This window comes from Bradyrhizobium sp. USDA 3397 (assembly GCF_054060965.1).
Genome location: NZ_JBSSDS010000001.1, coordinates 5,887,670 through 5,904,685, shown reverse-complemented (window position 1 = coordinate 5,904,685; position 17,016 = coordinate 5,887,670). Strand labels below are relative to the sequence as shown.

Annotated in this window: 16 protein-coding genes and 1 pseudogene; 6 read left to right on the top strand and 11 right to left on the bottom strand. The window is 64.3% G+C overall.

Annotation, left to right across the window (positions count from 1 at the left end; translation table 11 throughout):
• Window positions 1-32 precede the first annotated feature (32 nt).
• From ACVWYQ_RS27295 to ACVWYQ_RS27280, 4 genes and pseudogenes are all read right to left on the bottom strand, one after another.
• Complete coding sequence (locus ACVWYQ_RS27295; protein WP_404545717.1) at window positions 33-302, bottom strand: hypothetical protein; 270 nt, start codon at window positions 300-302, stop codon at window positions 33-35.
• Between the two features lie 157 nt (window positions 303-459).
• Window positions 460-2,371 (bottom strand): annotated as a pseudogene (locus ACVWYQ_RS27290) (propionyl-CoA synthetase).
• Between the two features lie 368 nt (window positions 2,372-2,739).
• Window positions 2,740-4,131: a tetratricopeptide repeat protein gene (locus ACVWYQ_RS27285; RefSeq protein WP_271545850.1), complete on the bottom strand. Its 1,392-nt coding sequence runs from the start codon at window positions 4,129-4,131 to the stop codon at window positions 2,740-2,742.
• A gap of 306 nt (window positions 4,132-4,437) precedes the next feature.
• On the bottom strand, window positions 4,438-5,196 hold the full coding sequence (locus ACVWYQ_RS27280) for a tetratricopeptide repeat protein (protein ID WP_404545715.1): 759 nt from the start codon (window positions 5,194-5,196) through the stop codon (window positions 4,438-4,440).
• Between the two features lie 85 nt (window positions 5,197-5,281).
• Between ACVWYQ_RS27280 and ACVWYQ_RS27275 the strand changes: the two genes are divergently transcribed.
• Complete coding sequence (locus tag ACVWYQ_RS27275; protein WP_456726562.1) at window positions 5,282-6,859, top strand: cation:proton antiporter; 1,578 nt, start codon at window positions 5,282-5,284, stop codon at window positions 6,857-6,859.
• 220 nt (window positions 6,860-7,079) lie between these two features.
• On the top strand, window positions 7,080-7,850 hold the full coding sequence (locus ACVWYQ_RS27270; RefSeq protein ID WP_404545712.1) for a hypothetical protein: 771 nt from the start codon (window positions 7,080-7,082) through the stop codon (window positions 7,848-7,850).
• A 5-nt stretch (window positions 7,851-7,855) separates the two neighbouring features.
• On the opposite strand, the gene ACVWYQ_RS27265 is transcribed toward ACVWYQ_RS27270, so the two are convergent.
• A complete protein-coding gene (locus ACVWYQ_RS27265) occupies window positions 7,856-9,349 on the bottom strand; it encodes an FAD-linked oxidase C-terminal domain-containing protein (RefSeq protein WP_404545711.1) in 1,494 nt (497 codons plus the stop codon).
• Between the two features lie 228 nt (window positions 9,350-9,577).
• Here ACVWYQ_RS27265 and cycA point away from each other — a divergent pair, with 228 nt between their 5' ends.
• Window positions 9,578-9,973, top strand: coding sequence for a cytochrome c-550 CycA (cycA, locus tag ACVWYQ_RS27260; protein WP_157283070.1), 396 nt, complete (start codon window positions 9,578-9,580; stop codon window positions 9,971-9,973).
• 117 nt (window positions 9,974-10,090) lie between these two features.
• On the opposite strand, the gene ACVWYQ_RS27255 is transcribed toward cycA, so the two are convergent.
• Window positions 10,091-11,047 carry an alpha/beta fold hydrolase gene (locus tag ACVWYQ_RS27255; protein WP_157283072.1) on the bottom strand — a complete coding sequence of 319 codons (957 nt, stop codon included), beginning with the start codon at window positions 11,045-11,047 and terminating at the stop codon, window positions 10,091-10,093.
• 328 nt (window positions 11,048-11,375) lie between these two features.
• Between ACVWYQ_RS27255 and ACVWYQ_RS27250 the strand changes: the two genes are divergently transcribed.
• On the top strand, window positions 11,376-11,558 hold the full coding sequence (locus tag ACVWYQ_RS27250; RefSeq protein ID WP_028180446.1) for a hypothetical protein: 183 nt from the start codon (window positions 11,376-11,378) through the stop codon (window positions 11,556-11,558).
• A gap of 7 nt (window positions 11,559-11,565) precedes the next feature.
• On the opposite strand, the gene ACVWYQ_RS27245 is transcribed toward ACVWYQ_RS27250, so the two are convergent.
• The 3 genes from ACVWYQ_RS27245 to ykgO all read right to left on the bottom strand — a co-directional run bounded on the left by ACVWYQ_RS27245 (window position 11,566) and on the right by ykgO (window position 12,831).
• Window positions 11,566-11,826 (bottom strand): hypothetical protein, encoded by a 261-nt coding sequence (locus ACVWYQ_RS27245; protein ID WP_404545708.1) that lies wholly within the window; start codon window positions 11,824-11,826, stop codon window positions 11,566-11,568.
• 124 nt (window positions 11,827-11,950) lie between these two features.
• On the bottom strand, window positions 11,951-12,586 hold the full coding sequence (locus tag ACVWYQ_RS27240; protein ID WP_157283076.1) for a tetratricopeptide repeat protein: 636 nt from the start codon (window positions 12,584-12,586) through the stop codon (window positions 11,951-11,953).
• Window positions 12,587-12,705: 119 nt separating this feature from the next.
• Window positions 12,706-12,831 carry a type B 50S ribosomal protein L36 gene (gene ykgO, locus ACVWYQ_RS27235; RefSeq protein WP_006611362.1) on the bottom strand — a complete coding sequence of 42 codons (126 nt, stop codon included), beginning with the start codon at window positions 12,829-12,831 and terminating at the stop codon, window positions 12,706-12,708.
• Window positions 12,832-13,140: 309 nt separating this feature from the next.
• Between ykgO and ACVWYQ_RS27230 the strand changes: the two genes are divergently transcribed.
• Entirely contained in the window at window positions 13,141-14,025 is an 885-nt protein-coding gene (locus ACVWYQ_RS27230; protein WP_128266238.1) for an amidohydrolase family protein, read from the top strand.
• A 59-nt stretch (window positions 14,026-14,084) separates the two neighbouring features.
• Here ACVWYQ_RS27230 and ACVWYQ_RS27225 read toward each other — a convergent pair whose 3' ends face one another.
• Complete coding sequence (locus ACVWYQ_RS27225; RefSeq protein ID WP_404545705.1) at window positions 14,085-14,984, bottom strand: translation factor GTPase family protein; 900 nt, start codon at window positions 14,982-14,984, stop codon at window positions 14,085-14,087.
• 177 nt (window positions 14,985-15,161) lie between these two features.
• The gene (locus tag ACVWYQ_RS27220; protein WP_275497764.1) at window positions 15,162-15,896 is read right to left on the bottom strand and encodes an SDR family NAD(P)-dependent oxidoreductase; all 735 of its coding nucleotides are present in this window, start codon (window positions 15,894-15,896) and stop codon (window positions 15,162-15,164) included.
• A gap of 159 nt (window positions 15,897-16,055) precedes the next feature.
• Between ACVWYQ_RS27220 and ACVWYQ_RS27215 the strand changes: the two genes are divergently transcribed.
• Complete coding sequence (locus tag ACVWYQ_RS27215) at window positions 16,056-16,427, top strand: winged helix-turn-helix transcriptional regulator (RefSeq protein ID WP_275498095.1); 372 nt, start codon at window positions 16,056-16,058, stop codon at window positions 16,425-16,427.
• Window positions 16,428-17,016 lie beyond the last annotated feature (589 nt).

Below are 17,016 nucleotides of genomic sequence, written 5' to 3'. Positions count from 1 at the left end.
CGCAATGACGTAGAAGGCGGGGAGCGCTATCTTTACGGCCGCACGGGGTTGTTCAGCATGTACTCGCCGAGATCGCGCTGGCGGCGGTCGGCGCGCGCGGTGGCCGCGTTGCGCTGGACGTCGCGGTCCTTGCGGCAGGCCACGTAATCCGGCGAGCCCTGCGCATATCCCCGGCTCTGGCAGACGGCGTCGTCATCATCGCCGCCCGCCGCCACCGGATTCTGGTAGCGTGCCGAGCAGGCGGAGAGAGCGACGGCGAAAGCTAAGGCGGTCAGCAGGCGTGGCGCGGCGGCAAGTGGCATACGAGGTTCCCTATCGGCCGGCCCTGTTTAGCGCGGAATGCGGAGATTGTAAGTCCCTGGACGCCGTTCCACGCTCGCTGTCGTTCCCCGCACAGGCAGCGATGACAGTGGAGAGCGGTGAAGCAACGCCCTTCCCGCCCCGGGATGACGCTTCGCCTCACATCCGTCCCTTCAGCGCCTCTCCGATCTCCTCGAGTGCCTTGGGATCCTCGATCGTCGCCGGCATTGTCCAGGATTCGCCGTCGGCGATCTTCTTGATGGTGCCGCGCAGGATCTTTCCGGAGCGCGTCTTGGGCAGGCGGCCGACGGTGATGGCGAGCTTGAACGCGGCGACCGGGCCGAGCTTGTCGCGCACCAGCGCGATGATCTCCTTCTCGATCTCGGCCGGCGGGCGCTTCACGCCTGCCTTCAGCACCAGGAAGCCGCAGGGCACCTCGCCCTTGATCGCGTCCTTGACGCCGAGCACGGCGCATTCGGCGACATCGGGATGCGAGGCCAGGATCTCCTCCATGCCGCCGGTGGAGAGGCGATGGCCGGCGACGTTGATGATGTCGTCGGTGCGGCCCATCACGAAGACATAGCCGTCCTCGTCCTTGTAGCCGGCGTCGGAGGTTTTGTAATAGCCGGGGAATTCGCTCAGGTACGCCTCCTTGAAGCGCGCGTCCTGGTTCCACAGCGTGGGCAGGCAGCCCGGCGGCATCGGCAGCTTGATGACGATCGAGCCCATGGTGTTGGGGCCGACCGGCTTTGCCGCCTCGTCGACGACATCGACCTGATAGCCCGGCATCGGCACCGTCGGCGAGCCGTGCTTCACCGGCAACATGCCGAGGCCGACCGGATTGCCGGCGATGCACCAGCCGGTCTCGGTCTGCCACCAATGGTCGATCACCGGGACCTTCAGCTGCTGCTCCGCCCATTCCACGGTCGGCGGATCGGCACGCTCGCCGGCGAGAAACAGCGTGCGGAATTTCGAGAGGTCGTACTGCCGGATGAATTTCCCTTCCGGGTCGTCCTTGCGGATGGCGCGGAAGGCCGTCGGCGCGGTGAAGAAGGCCACCGCCTTGTGCTCGGAGATCACGCGCCAGAACGCGCCGGCGTCGGGCGTGCCGACCGGCTTGCCCTCGTACATGATCGTGGTCGCGCCGTGCAGCAGCGGGCCGTAGACGATGTAGCTGTGGCCGACCACCCAGCCGATGTCGGAGCCGCACCACCAGACCTCGCCCGGCTTGACGCCGTAGAGGTTGAACATCGACCATTTCACCGCGACGAGATGCCCGCCATTGTCGCGCACGACGCCCTTCGGCACGCCTGTTGTGCCCGAGGTATAGAGGATGTAGAGCGGGTCTGTCGCGGCGACAGGCACGCAAGCCGCGCGCTTGCCGTCGTTCAGCGCCTTGCGCCGCAGGCTGGCCCAGTCGTAATCGCGGCTCGGCGTCATCTCGCAGGTGAGCTGCGGACGCTGCAGCACGATGCAGGCTTTCGGCTTGCTGCTGGCAAGCTTGATCGCCTCGTCGAGCAGCGGCTTGTACTGCACGATGCGGCCGGGCTCGATGCCGCAGCTGGCGGACAGGATCAGCTTGGGCTGCGCATCGTCGATGCGGGTGGCAAGCTCTTTCGCGGCAAAGCCGCCGAACACCACCGAGTGCACCGCACCGAGCCGCGCGCAGGCGAGCATCGCGACCACCGCCTCCGGCACCATCGGCATATAGAGGATGACACGATCGCCTTTGGCGACACCGAAATCCTGCATGATTGCGGCGAGCGCCTGGACCTCGTTCAGCAGTTCGGCATAGGTGAGCTTGGTGACCGAGCCCGTCAGCGGCGAATCATGGATCAGCGCGACTTGGTCGGCGCGGCCGCGCGTCGACGTGGCGGTCAAGGGCGTTGTAGCAGGTGTTGACGACGCCGCCGGCAAACCAGCGGCCGTAGGTTCCTTGCGAGGGATCGAAGATCTTCGTTGCAGGCTCGATCCAGTCGATCTCTTTGGCCGCCTCGGCCCAGAACCCTTCCGGATCCGCCAGCGAACGCGCGTGGACCTCGTGATAACGGCTTTTGCCCTGGATATTCATTCCCGCGCTCCCGTTCCCTTTATTCACCTGGCTTGAACCTCGTGGCAGGACAGGCGCCCCGCCATGACCAGGATCAATTGCCGGCCTTGTTTGGAGCCATTTTCCCGGGAACGGGCCGCGGTTCAAGCTGAAAAGGATGGGTTTTTTGGCGGAGAGGTGTGAAGCTTGCGCGGCATCGGCAGTCGGCTCCCTCTCCCGCTTGCGGGGGAGGGTTGGGGTGGGGGTGTCTCCGCGTTGGGATCGTGCAAGATTCATGAGGTCCCCCAGAGGAGAGAGCCCTCACCCGCCGCGCTCTCCGAGCGCGTCGACCTCTCCCGCAGGCGGGAGAGGTTACGGAGCCAGCCGCAAGGCTTCAGCTCCTTCGCCTTTCAGCTCTCCATCGCGTTCAACCGCTGCAAGCGGTCCTGCATGATCTTCTTCAGATCGTATCCGGGGCGGCGGAAGCTCGCATTGCGCGTCGTGAGGAACTCGCGCTGGGTCTTGCGCAGGTCGCTAGCGGAACGTCCTTTGGAAGCCCTCAGCACACGTTCATAGGTCTCGGCGATCTGACGGTCGAGCACGCCGAGCTGCGGATCGGCGCAGATCACTTTCTCGACCTCGCGCTTGGCGGTGGCGCAATTGAACGAAGGACCGCTATCGTCGGCCGAGCGCGCATGCATTGGGCCCGGCGACGCCGCGCCGAACCTGGCGATCTCGGCAATCATGCTGCGGCGGCCGTTCGCTGCATTCTCGTTGCCAGGATCCAGCTTCAGCGCCGTCTCATAATCGGCCAGCGCCTTCTTGCGCTCGCCCATCTTCTTGTGGAGCACCGCGCGGTTATTGTAGGTCTTCGCGAAATTCGGATCGAGCTTGAGCGCAGCCTCGTAGTCGCTCAGCGCCGCCCCGAGCTCGCCCTTGAACTGGTAGGAATCGCCGCGGTTGGTCAGGAAGTTGGCGCGCTGCTCCCGCCGGATCGCCTGGTCGTAATCGGCAATCGCCTTGTCGTACTCGCCCATCGCAGCATAGGTCAGGCCGCGGTTGTCGTAATATTCCGGCACCTTCGGGTCGAGCCTGATCGCCTCGCCGTCGTCGGCGACCGCCTTGTCGAGCTGGCCGAGCTTCTTGTAGGCCGCGCCGCGATTGGTGTAGGTACGCGCGCGGTTGGGATCGAGCCGCAGCGCCTCGTCGAAATTTCTGATCGCCTTCTCGTTGTCGCCGCCGAGATAATAGGCCACACCGCGGTCGGACCAGGCTTGCGCATCGTCTGGCTTCAGCTTGATCGCCTGGTCGTAATCGGCGAGCGCGCGGTCGAGGCGGCGCTGATTGGTGTAGACGACGCCGCGCAGCTCGTAAGCTTCGGCATCCTGCGGGTCGAGCTCGATCGCCTTGGTCAGATCCGCCGCGGCGCGATTGAGGTCGCCGCCGGCCTCGCGCAGGAGGTCGCCACGCACGCGCCAGGCCTTCGCGTTCTTGCCGTCGAGCGCGATGGCGCGGTCGAGATCCCGCAGCGCCTGCGACTGGCCTCCAAGGGTCTGCGCATTGGCTTCGGCGCGGACGACGAGGGCCGCGCTGCGTTCGGCGGCCGAATTGGCGGTCTGGTCGATGATGGCGCTGCACGCGGAGATCAACTCGGCCGGGGTGGCCTTGCTTCCCAGCACGCACTCGGTGCTCGCCGCGGCGGGAGCCGCGAGAACGAAACTCATGGCCGCGCCGAGAAAGAGGGCGCGAAGCGAGATTTTGGCAGGCGAAAGCGCTTGCGCGGAGGCGTGAGTGCCGCACATGACATAGGGCTCCGTGACGTCGGGTTCTCACCGTTGTCGCAGCTGGCAAGCGATGGGTTCAAACCGGGCCTGGGAGGGACGGAGCGCTGCCGGCTCTCCCTCGCCCTGCTTGGGCAGGACTATCGCATATGAGATGTGGCTATGGGCACCGGCTGTCTCCACAGCGTCATGGCCGGGCTTGTCCCGGCCATCCACGCCTTTCCACACGGCGCAAAGAACGTGGATGCCCGGGACAAGCCCGGGCATGACGACCCCCGCAATATTCAAATGCGATTGCCCTGCCGCTTGCGGGGAGAGGCGAAAGTCTCAATATCCATCCACACCGTTCAGCCGCTGCAAGCGCTGCTGCATCGCCTTCTTCAGATCGTATCCCGGCCGGCCGAAATCGGCATTGCGGCGCGCGATGAACTCGTCCTGCTCGCGCTGGAGCGCTTTGGCCTCGGCCGCATTGCGCGCCTCCCGGATCGCACGGGCATTGGAGGCAAAGACCTCGCGATCGAGATCGGCGAGTTCGCGATTGCCGCAGATCGCCCGTTCCACCGCCCGACGCGCTCGCCCGCAATTGAAGCTGGGCTTGCCGGCGACCGCCATCTGCGCGCCGATCCGCTCGATCTCGCGCGCCATCGCCTTGTGATTGGCTTTGGCCTTCTCGTGGTTCGGATCGATCCTGAGCGCTGCGCCGAAATCCTGCACCGCCTTCGGCTTGTCACCCTTCTTCAGCCAGAGTTCGCCGCGCGCATTGAAGACGTCGGCAAGGCCGGGATCGAGCAGAAGAGCACGGCTGTCGTCGGCGATGGCATGGTCGACCTGATCGTGCCGCGCATAGAGCGCACCGCGCGCGATCAGGGCCTTGATCAGATCGCCCTTCGTCGTCTTCTCGTTGTCGATCACTTCGGCGCAGGCCGTGGCGGCCTTGTCCATGTCATCGGCTGCGGCCGCGGCGAGGCAGGGCGCGACATCGACCTGCGTCACAGCCACCGGCTCGCCGCCGGTCACGGCATCGGCCGGGGCGAACGAGCGCGCATAGAGCAGTCCGGCGCCGATCAGTTGAATGAGAAAACGCATGCGTTGCAGTCGAGCCTTGTCGTCGATGTTAAGCTCTGGCCTTGAAGCCGCACTATCCATCATACGGCCGGATTGGTGCTAGCTTGTGGCGCCGCTGAAATCGGCTTCGGGGATCATCGTGTCGACATTCGAATGGATCATTGTGTTGCTGCTCGGCGCGGTCGGCTTATCGGCGCTGGCGCGGCGGATCAAGGTGCCCTACCCGACCTTTCTCGCCATCGGCGGCGCGCTGATCGCCTTCGTGCCGTCGAGCCCGTCCTGGACGCTGGAGCCGGACCTCGCCCTTGCCCTTTTTGTCGCGCCGGTCCTGCTCGATGCCGCCTTCGACACGTCGCTGCGCGACCTTCGCAAGAACTGGGTTCCGGTCTCGACCCTGGTGGTGGCCGCGGTCGGCCTGACCACGGCCGCCGTGGCCTATGTCGCGCACCGGCTGATGCCCGACATGCCCTGGGCCGCCGCGGTCGCGCTCGGCGCCATCGTGGCGCCGCCGGATGCGGCCGCTGCGGTTGCTATCCTGAGCCAGGTCAAGCTGCCCCACCGCATGGTCAAGGTGCTGGAGGGCGAAAGCCTGCTCAACGATGCCAGTGCGCTGCTGATCTATCGCATCGCCGTCGGCGCGGTCGCCACCGAGCATCTGACCTGGAGCCAGGTCGCCCCGACCATGGCGTTGGCGCTGGTCGGCAGCGTCATCGCGGGTCTGGCCGCAGGCCGCATCATTCCGCTGTTCATGGAGCGGGTGACGGAGGCGCCGAGCGCCATCATCGTGCAGTTCGCCACCACCTTCATGGTCTGGATCGCCGCCGAGCATCTCGGTCTCTCCGGCATCCTCACCATCGTGGTCTACGCCATCACGGTCGCGCGCACCGCGCCGGCGCGCATCCCGGCGCGGCTGCGGGTGCCGTCCTATGCGGTATGGGAGACGACCGTGTTCGTGCTCAACGTGCTCGCCTTCATGCTGATCGGCATGCAGATGCGGCCGATCTGGACGCGGCTGGATGCGGACGTGCGCTGGGAATACTGCGTGGCCGCCGCCTGGATCCTGCTTACGGTGATCCTGGTACGCCTGTTCTGGGTGACGTTCTATCGCACGAGCCTGCGGGTGCTGATCGCGCAGGGGCTCTATCACCCCAAGGATCCGCAGCAGGTGGCCTCGCCCAAGGGCGGGCTCATCATCTCCTGGTGCGGCATGCGCGGCCTCGTCACGCTCGCCACCGCCTTCGCCCTGCCGGAAAACTTTCCCTATCGTGACTTCATCGTCTTCATCGCGTTTGCGGTGGTGCTGGGATCGCTGGTGATCCAGGGCCTGACGCTGCGGCCGCTGATCCTCGCTTTCAACCTCAAGGACGACGATCCGGTCGGCATCGAGGTCGCCCGCGGCCGCGCCGTGGCCTATCGTGCCGCGCTCAATGCGATCGAGAGCGATCCGTCGGAGGAGGCGGAGATCCTGCGGCTCGAATATCGCGCCATCCTGATGCAGGCCGAGACCGATCCCAACGGTGGCATCAGCAACAGCGAACTGCCCGCCGATCCCCTGCGCCGCCGCGCTATCGAGGCCGCGCGCAAGGCGATCTTCGACCTGCGCGCCACCGAGGTGATCGGCGACGATGCGTTTCATCGGCTCGAGGAGGAGCTCGATCGCGCAGAATTGAGTGCGGGGGGTTAACCTCCGCTGTCGTCCCGGACAAGCGCGCCCAAAGCGCGCGCAGATCCGGGACCCATAGCCACGAAATTCTGTTTGGCGAAGACGCGGAGTTGCCGGCGAGCGATACAACTACGCCTTATGGTTATGGGTCCCGGATCTGCGCTTACGCTTGTCCGGGACGACACCGGAGGGTGGACGGGGAGACGTTGAACCAAACGCCGCCTTTCCAGACTCACCCCTGATGACGACCCTGATTGACGACCGTCGTGTACGCGCGCGTGATGCCTCGCCTGCACGATATTTTTATCTTCACATGGCGCTCGCCTGCGCCGCCACTGCCTTTCTCGGCTTCGCACCGACCTATTGGGTGCCGCTCGCTCACCGGACATTCTCCGCAAGCCCGGTGATCCATTTTCACGGACTCTTGTTCTTCACCTGGTCGCTCTATTTCGTGCTCCAGACCTGGCTCGCCGCCTCGGGCCGTGTGGTCAACCACCGCTCGTGCGGCATCGTCGGCGTCTCGCTCGCGACCGCGATGGTCATTTTCGGATTCTTCGCTTCCGTAGCGTCGATGAAGAAGGCTGCGGCGCTGGGACAGGCCGATGCGGGCATCGCCTTCTCGATCGTGCCGCTGAGCGGCATCGCGTTCTTTGCCGTGGTGTTCGTGCTCGCCATCATGAACACGCGCAGGCTCGAGGTTCACAAGCGCCTGATGCTGCTCGCGGCGGTCTCGATCCTCGACGCCGCGATCGCGCGTTGGTTCCTGACCTTCCTCGCACCATCAGGACCGCCCGGCCCGCCGCCGGTGCCTGTGACGATCGCGCCTGCTGTCGTCGCCTCCCTTCTGCTCGTCGTCGCCATGGTGCGCGACTGGCGCGCCGAGGGCCGCGTGCATCCGGTGTACATCACGGGCACGCTCGCGCTTCTGGCGGTGAAGGTGCTCAACTGGCCGGTCAGCGAAACGGCGGCGTGGCACGCATTTGCCGGCGGCATCCTGGCGCTGGCGCAGTAGGCGGCCTAGAACCGCGGCAAATCCGGGAACGCCAGCTTGCCCGCGTGGACGTGCATGCGGCCGAGCTCGGCGCAGCGGTGCAGGGTCGGAAATACTTTTCCGGGATTGAGCAGGCCCTTCGCGTCGAAGGCGCATTTCAGGCGCTGCTGCTGGTTGAGGTCGATCTCGCTGAACATGTCGGGCATGAGGTCGCGTTTCTCGATGCCGACTCCGTGCTCGCCGGTGAGCACGCCGCCGAACTCAACGCAGGCGCGCAAGATGTCGGCGCCGAAGGCTTCGGCGCGCTCGATCTCGCCGGGCTTGTTGGCATCGTAGAGGATCAGGGGGTGCAGATTGCCGTCGCCGGCGTGGAACACGTTGGCGCAGCCGAGCTGGTACTTTTCCGAGAGCTCGCGGATGCGCGCCAGCGCCTTCGGCAGCGCGCCGCGCGGGATGGTGCCGTCCATGCAGAGATAATCGGGCGAGATGCGGCCCACGGCGGGGAATGCGGCCTTGCGGCCGGCCCAGAACAGGTTGCGCTCGGCCTCCGAAGTCGAGATCTGGCAGGTGGTCGAGCCGCAAGCGTTCGCAATAGCCTCGACGCGCGTGATCAGCTCGTCGACCTCGATCTTGGGCCCGTCGAGCTCGATGATGAGCAGCGCTTCGACATAGAGCGGGTAGCCGGCATGGACGAAGGCCTCCGCGGCGTGGATCGCGGGCTTGTCCATCATCTCCATGCCGCCGGGGATGATGCCAGCGCCGATGATGCGTGCCACGCATTCGCCGGCCGCCTCGACCTGCGCGAAGCCAACCATCAGCGCGCGCGCCGTTTCCGGCTTCTGCAGGATGCGCACCGTGATCTCCGTGATGACGCCGAGCAGGCCCTCGGAACCAGTGATGACGCCCATCAGGTCATAGCCGGGATTCTCGCAGCCCTTGCCGCCGATGCGCAGGATCTCGCCGCTCATCAGCACGATCTCGCAGCCGAGCACGTTGTTGGTGGTCATGCCGTATTTCAGGCAGTGCACGCCGCCAGAATTTTCCGCCACGTTGCCGCCGATCGAGCAGGCGATCTGCGAGGACGGATCGGGCGCGTAGTAGAAGCCGGCATGGGCGACCGCCTGGCTGATTGCGAGATTGGTGACGCCGGGCTCGGTGACGACGACGCGGTTGTCGAAATCGATCTCGCGGATGCGCTTGAACTTGCCGAGGCCGAGCAGCACGCCGTCCTCCAGCGGCAGCGCGCCGCCGGACAGTGAAGTGCCGGAGCCGCGCGGCACCACCTTGATGTTCTGCGCCGCACAATATTTCAGGACGAGCGAGACCTGCTCGGTCGTATCCGGCAGCACCACGACCATCGGCGGCTGCCGATACGCGGTCAGCCCGTCGGATTCATAGGCCCGCATCTCGGCGAGGCTGTCGATCACGCCCTCGCCCGGCACGATTGCGCGCAAGGCGGCGACGATTTCGCTGCGACGCGCCAGCACGGCCTGGTCGCTTGCGGGCATCATGATGGCCATTTTAAGAAGCCTTCGTCCGACGGATGGAATTATCTCGGCAAATCAATCATGTCTTGTCGTCTTTGGGTAGGTCCTCCGAAGGTCGCATTGCTTTGTTGCAGCGCAAGTTCTCTCTGGGGCAAGTCTGCTAGCAGGAAACCTGTCAAAGTTTCGCGGCTTGTCCACTTGCATCGGACCTGCCAAAACCACGACCCTCCATCTGACCCGGGAAGAGACGAAGAGCACACTATGACAAAACTGACTTTGGGCGCGCTGACGATCCTCACCGTCATTGCCACCGCACCCGCCGCGATGGCGCAGGATGTCGCGGCCGGCAAGACATCGTTCAACAAGTGCCTGGCCTGCCACGCGATCGGCGAAGGCGCCAAGAACAAGGTCGGCCCGGAGCTCAACGGCCTCAACGGCCGCAAGTCGGGCACGGCTGAGGGCTATAGCTACACGGACGCCAACAAGAATTCCGGCATCACCTGGGACGAGGCCACATTCAAGGAATACATCAAGGACCCCAAGGCCAAGATCCCCGGCACCAAGATGGCGTTCGCCGGCATCAAGAACGAGACAGAGATCACCAATCTCTGGGCCTTCCTTGCCCAATACGACAAGGATGGGAAGATCAAGCAGTAAGCGCACGAGGCGGACGCTAGAGCTTCGGTTCTGATCGGATCGGAATTGAAGCTCTGGCTTTCTTGTTCTGACGCGTTTCTTCGCGCGAACCGGTTTCCACCTCGCTCGAAAAACGCTTTATTCGGCAACCGCCTGCGCCGGGGCGATGTGTCCGATCATCGTCTCGATCTCCGCCTTCACGAGATCCGGCACGGCGTTCTGCACCATGTGGCCGAGATCGGGCAGCACGATCAGCTTTGCATTCGACACAGCCGCGGCGAACGGACGCGCGTGGATATTGGTTCTCACCGTCTTGTCGGGCTCGCCGGCGATGATCGTAACAGGCGCCGTGATCTCGCCATAGCGCGCGACTTGCGCGGCGACCGACTCCTTCAGCGTCACCAGATCATAGGCATTGGCAATGAACTCGCGCGGGCGCAGCAAGAGCGGCGTCGCGGAGTCCTGCACGAAACCATCCGGCATGGTCTGCGGCAGGAACACGTTGCGGGCGCCGGCTTCGGTGATGAAATAGCCGAGCGGCAGCGTGATCGTGTAGGCGAGCAGCGGGCCGATCACGGGCGTTGCGATGATCTCGTTGTAGCGCCCGACACCGCCGCGCCAGGGATGCGTGACGGGCGCGAGCATCACGAGGCCCGCCACGCGGCGCGGGTGATCGAGCGCGATCCGCGCGCCGAGGGCGCCGCTCCAGGAATGCACCACGAAGACCGCGCGATCGATCCCGAGCTTGCCGAGCGCCTCGTCGATCATGCGCGCCTGAATCTGCGGCGTCGAATCCTGCCGGCTTGCGCGCGTGCTCCAGCCATGGCCGGGGCGGTCGATCAGAATCACGCGATGATCCCTCGCGAGGAGATCGCCGAGCGGCCGCCGCATCGCTTCGAGGTTGGAGCTCGCGCCGTGCAGCATCACGATCGGCGGGGCGGCCTCGCGCGGGCCGAGCTCGACGACGTGAAGCGCGGCGCCCTCGACCTCGATCATGCGCCCCTGCGGCGGAAAGGCCCGCTGCACGGCGACGACTCCGGCCTGCGTGAGCAGCGCCAGCAGGACCAGCGCCGTCACGACTGACATCACGATCATGGAGAGAATCCGGGTGATCCTGGGCACGGGGCAGTTACGGGTCTGCTCGGTCGGCAGTTTCGCCGCCGGCGGTGCGCGCTTCCACTGAAAATGCAGGGGCTGTGGATATGTGCATAATTGCCGATCGAGAAAACTCAATGAAATCAGGGATGTTCAAAGCCGCACGCAAGCTTCGGACCAGCTTCATGCGGGCGTCATCGCAGCTTCCATATAATCGCCATGGTCGGTTCCGCCATCTAGGCGCGGGTGGGCGCCGATCCTCCTCGCAACATCAGGGGATGCGGGAAAGACCGGCAGGATTGTCCTGGTTTGAACCGGAGAATTTTCGATGAGCTTCAGATCGAACGATACTGCAATCGACGAAATCGTCGCGAGCTGCAACGGCGACCTGCGCGGTGCCGTGCGGGCGCTGCTCCTGATCAACGAGCATCTCGAGACCGAGCTGGCAAAGGCCTACGCCGCAGCCGCCGACCGCGGCCTGGTCGAGCGCGGCAGCAGCGTGCTGCATTAAGCGCAGCCTAGTTCGCCCCCTCCTCCTGCTTTTCTTCCTCGGGCGTGACCGGGGGACAGACGCGAATCGTCGAGCGCGCAAGCTTGGCATCGGCCCTGGACTTGTAGGGACCGTCGCCGAACCAGATGTCGCCAATGATGACTGGATTGCTGGTCACGATGGTGCATTTGCCGGTGGCACGATTGCCGACCACCCAGAACAGTCCGTCGGCGAAGCTCACCGTCCCCGACGCGAGCAGCAATGTCGCTGTGACCATCAAATGCTTCATGGCTTTCGCTCCTGCCATGCAGGTAGGCCTGCAACAGGCCCCGCAATAGTCCTTGCGACGCCCCGGCTCGGATCGTGGTTAATCCGCGGCGGCCGCGATCGCTCAAGAAATGATCGAGTTATAGCTAGATGTCGCGGCCTTCGACCTTCTCGGTCAGCGCCTTGACCTGGTCGGGGATCTTTTCCAGGTGCGGATTGACGGCGAGCGCCTTGCGGTAGGCATCTAGCGCGCGCTTCTCGTCCCCGACCTCCTGCATGATCATGCCGAGGCCGGCGAGCGCGCCGAAATGGCGGGGCTCCCGGATCAGCACTTGCTGAATGTCCGCGAGCGAGCGGCCATAATCGTTCTGCATGTAATAGAGCGTCGCACGCCGGTTCCAGGCCTCGATGTAATCGGGCCTGAGCTTGATGATCGAATCCAGGAGCTTGATCGCGACGTCGATCTTCTTCGCATCGACCGCGGTCTTGGCGCGAGACATCAGGAGCGCGGCGGTGTCGCTCGGGGTCTGCAGCCAGATCGCCCAGATCCGCGCCTCGACATGCTTGGCGCTGGCCTCATCGGGCGCCGCCTTCAGCGCGCCGAACAGGAAATCGAGATTCTTGCTGCGGTCGACCTTCGGCAGCTTTGACGGCGCCTCGGGCAGCTTCTTCTGCTTGCCGGGCGGCTCGACCTGCTGGGCCAGGGCGGCCGGAGCAAGGCCGGCGGTTCCCAGCACGAGGGCCAGACACAGAGTGCGCGCGAAACGGAATCTCACTGCCATGGTGCAAGTCTAAACGCGCAAAGCCGCCCTTGCAAAGCAAAGGCGGCGTCAAACTCGTGTGAGACCGTGGTCTTGCGGGCGCGCGAAAGCGCCCGGCCGGGCGTGGTCAGCCGCTCAGATCAGCCTTGGCGCGCCTTGAAGCGGCGCTGCACCTTGTTGATCACATAGACCCGGCCCTTGCGGCGGACCAGGCGGTTGGCGCGATGGCGACCGCGCAGCGATTTCAGCGAGTTACGGACCTTCATGGCAGAATCCTGAACGTTCGAAAGGCCGTGTTCGGCACTACCGTTTCGGCACGCGCGAATGTGGCAAAATGAGATTTTTCCCGCTGGCAGACCGACCGCCCGGGACGGAGCGGTTCTTAAGGCATGGCGGGAGGTCATGTCAATGTTAACTGCCCGTGCGGCCCGGCAAAACGTGAAAACAACCCCATGCACAGTAGAAGCGGCCGGATCGGCCCGATTTTCTTGCAGTGACTTCAAGGGCCTCCAACGCGGCCTTGCCAAATTCGTTATATCCTATAATCAATTCGGCAACCCGTCGGGAGGACACCCATGCCGAAGCTGAAGCTGCCTGATATCGACAAAGTCGTCGCCATCGACATCCACACCCATGCCGAGGAGCCCTGCGGCACCCATCCCGACGACGGCTATGACGATTTCCAGGCGCAGATGGCGGAGTATTTCAAGTCGCCGCATAAGCATCCGCCGACCGTGCCCGAGACCGCGGCCTATTACCGCTCCAAGAACATCGCCGCGGTGATCTTCCCTGTCGATGCCGAGCGCGAGACCGGCTTCCGCCGCTACAAGAACGAGGAGATGCTGGAGATCGCCTCCGAGCATCTCGACGTGCTCATCCCCTTCGTCTCGATCGACCCGCACAAGGGCAAGCTCGGGGCCCGCGAGGCGCGCAAGCTGATCGAGGAATACGGCGTGCGCGGCTTCAAATTCCATCCGACCATGCAGGGCTTCTACGCCAACGACCGCATGGCCTATCCGCTCTATGAAGAGATCAACAATGGCGGCGCGATCGCGCTGTTCCACACCGGCCAGACCGGCGTCGGCTCCGGCATGCCCGGCGGCATGGGCATGCGGCTGAAATATTCCAACCCGATGTACATGGACGACGTCGCGGCCGATTTCCCCGACCTCAAGATCATCCTCGCCCACCCCTCCTTCCCCTGGCAGGAGGAGGCGCTCTCGGTCGCGACCCACAAGCCGAACGTCTACATCGACCTGTCGGGCTGGTCGCCAAAGTATTTCCCGCCGATCCTGGTGCGCTACATCAACTCGATTCTCCAGGACAAGATGCTGTTCGGCTCCGATTGGCCGGTGATCACGCCGGACCGCTGGCTGTCCGATTTCGCCAAGATCGACATCCGCGACGAGATCCGGCCGAAGGTGCTGAAGGCGAACGCAAGGAAGCTGTTAGGGATCTAGGCGTCCTTATAAGTCGGCGGAGCCGCTTGCCGCGACTGCGCGCGCGGACATTGCGGGCCTCAAGCGCGCATCCCGATCGCTGGGCGAAACGGCGGATCACCCCCCGGCGATGGAATTGCAGCGTAATGGTCGAAGCGCATGGTGTAGGTCGCTCGCCCCTCGCTCATCAAGCCAAGACTGTTCGTATAGCCAAGCATGGTCATGAGCGGCAGGATCGCGTCGATCGCGACAATGTCGTTCTCGACCTTCGTGACGCCAACCTGCCCACGACGCAATCGCAAATCGTCGGCGATGGCTTCTGCAAAGGCTGCCGGTGTCACCACCTCGACGTTCATGATCGGTTCGAGCAGAACCGGCTTCGCCATGTTCAGGGCCTCGCGAAAGGCTGTTCTCGTAGCGACCTCGAAGGCAAGTACCGATGAGTCGACATCGTGATATTTGGCATCGATCAGCTCGACCCCGACATCGATCACCGGAAAGCCCGCAACGACGCCGCAAGCGAGGACGTCCTTCACACCTTTCTCGACGCCAGGGAGATACTTCCTCGGTAGCACGCTCTCGTCGATCTTGGACTCGAAGTGAAAGCCCTTCCCGGAATCGATGGGTCCCACACCAAGCTTGACGGCGGCAAAGTCGCCTTTAGGGCCACAGATCTTCTTGTGCGTGTAAGTTACCTCTGCCCGTGTGGTTGGGCGCTCCAGAAATGCGACCTGCAACGCGCCGACATTGACGGCGATCCCATCGGCCCGATTGAGCACGTCGATCTTGCCTGCGAGATGACCTTCGCTCACCCCCTTCAGCACAGTCTGACCCGACATGGGATCGAGCGACACCATGAACGAGTGGTCCTCGGCGGCGAGCCTGGCGAGCGCCGTCACGAGCTTCTCATGCTCCGCCCGAGACGCTGCCTCGATGGCGACCTCGACCAGCAATGGTTGACTACTGACATCATCCTTCATTGATGGATCTCTAACCTGCGTTCCGAGGTCGCTTTCTACTCTATCACAGAGCTCGTCATGCCCGGGCTTGTCCCGGGCATCCACGTTCTTTGTGCTGCGTGGAACGGCGTGGATGGCCGGGACAAGCCCGGCCATGACGCTGTGGAGGCAGTCGGCGCCCATCGCGCTCAAGCTGCGTCAGACCTGCGCGAGGCCTCCATCGACGAAAACCTCGCCGCCCGTCATGTAGCTGCTGTCGGAGGACGCCAGGAATGCGGCCACCGCGCCGGTCTCGCTGGGGTCGCCGACGCGCCCGATGGGCGTGGCGCTGCCGAGTGCATCGAAGGCTTCCTCGCCCACGACCTCCAGCGCCAGCTCGGTCTTGGTCGGTCCCGGCGACAGCACGTTGACGCGGATGCCCGTGCCGCGCAGGTCCAGCGCCCAGCTGCGCGCGAGATTGCGGATCGCCGCCTTGGTCGCGCTGTAGATGCTGAATTGCGGCGTCCCCATCACGCCCGTGCTCGAGCCGGTCAGGATGATCGACGATCCCCTGCGCATCAACGGCAGGGCTTTCTGCACGGTGAACACCAGCCCCCTCACATTGACATCGAAGATCTGATCATAGTGCTCGGGGGTGATCTGGCCGAGCGGCGCAAACGCGCCGGTCCCGGCATTGGCGAACAGGACGTCGACATTGCCGCGTTCGGCCTTCACCGTCGCATACAGCCGGTCGAGGTCGGACAGATCGGTGACCGATCCCCTGACGGCGCGCGCCGCGGACCCCAGCTGCGCGAGCGCAGCGTCGAGCGGCTCCTGCCGCCGCCCGAAGAGATAGACGAATGCGCCCTCATCGACGAACCGTTTGGCGGCTCCGAGCCCGATGCCCGTTCCACCGCCCGTCACCACCGCCGTCTTGCCTTGTAGTCTGCTCATGATGTGCTCCTTCATTGAGGTTGCACTGAGCTGGCGGCCTACCTACCTAACCACAAGTATGCACCTTTTGGTAAGTACCCAAAAATGTCGTCAGACCATTCAGACCTCATCTCCCCGCCGGCGCAAGCCCAAGCAGACGTCCAACGTTGCACACCGAACCTGCCCGGCTTCACCTGCGGCCTCGACGCGACCTTGCGGGTCGTCTCGGGCAAGTGGAAGCCGCTGATCCTGTACTTTGTCGCCCAGGACGGACCGACCCGTTACGGCGAGCTTCGGCGCGCCATACGCGACGTCAGCGACAAGGTGCTGATCCAGCAGCTCAAGGAGCTGGAGGCCGATGGCCTGGTGAAGCGGACCGACTACAAGGAGGTGCCGCCGCGGGTGGACTATAGCCTCACGCCTCTGGGCCAGAGCCTCGCCGAAGCGCTGGTGCCGCTCTGCACGTGGGGCACCGAGCACATGGCGGAGGTCAGCCGGGTGTTTGCCGAAAGGGCGACCTGGCCGCGGCCAGGACGTCAGCCGACCGTTTGATTTGCGCAAGACTCCGTCCGAGGTCTGCTCTGCCCTTCAGCAGCGCTGGCGTGACTGGCTCTGAGACCGGCTGGGATCACAAGCTCACCTACCAAACATTACAGGCGAAGCGGTATCGCTTCCTATCGGGACGAGGTCGTTCAAATAATGCGACCCGGATTAAATCACCCACTTGACCGGCAAACGAAATGCAACCGCCAAGTTTGACCTCGATGATGCCGGAAGATCCCGGGCTTTCGCATCATCAATCCGCATTGAGAGGATTTCGTTCGAGCATTCTCTTGAGACCGCGATCACATGCGCCGAAACGACCGTAGCTCCCTCCCGCGGCCTATCGCAGGTTAGAAATGGGCATGTGCGCGGCAGCGAATTCCGAGACAGCTCTGTTCTTGCGCAGACGTGACGAGCGGATGAAGGGCTGCTGCCAGCACAAGCAGAAGCGTGAATGAATTAGTCCGAGTCATTCGTTGGCCGACCTGTGGGTCACAGATTACTACCTGCTCCGTTGGTGCCCGCAATACTCTCGGTAGCCGGTCCTCTCGCGGAAGCGCAGCACGTTCCTGCTGGGCCCAAGCGGAAGTTGGCGCAA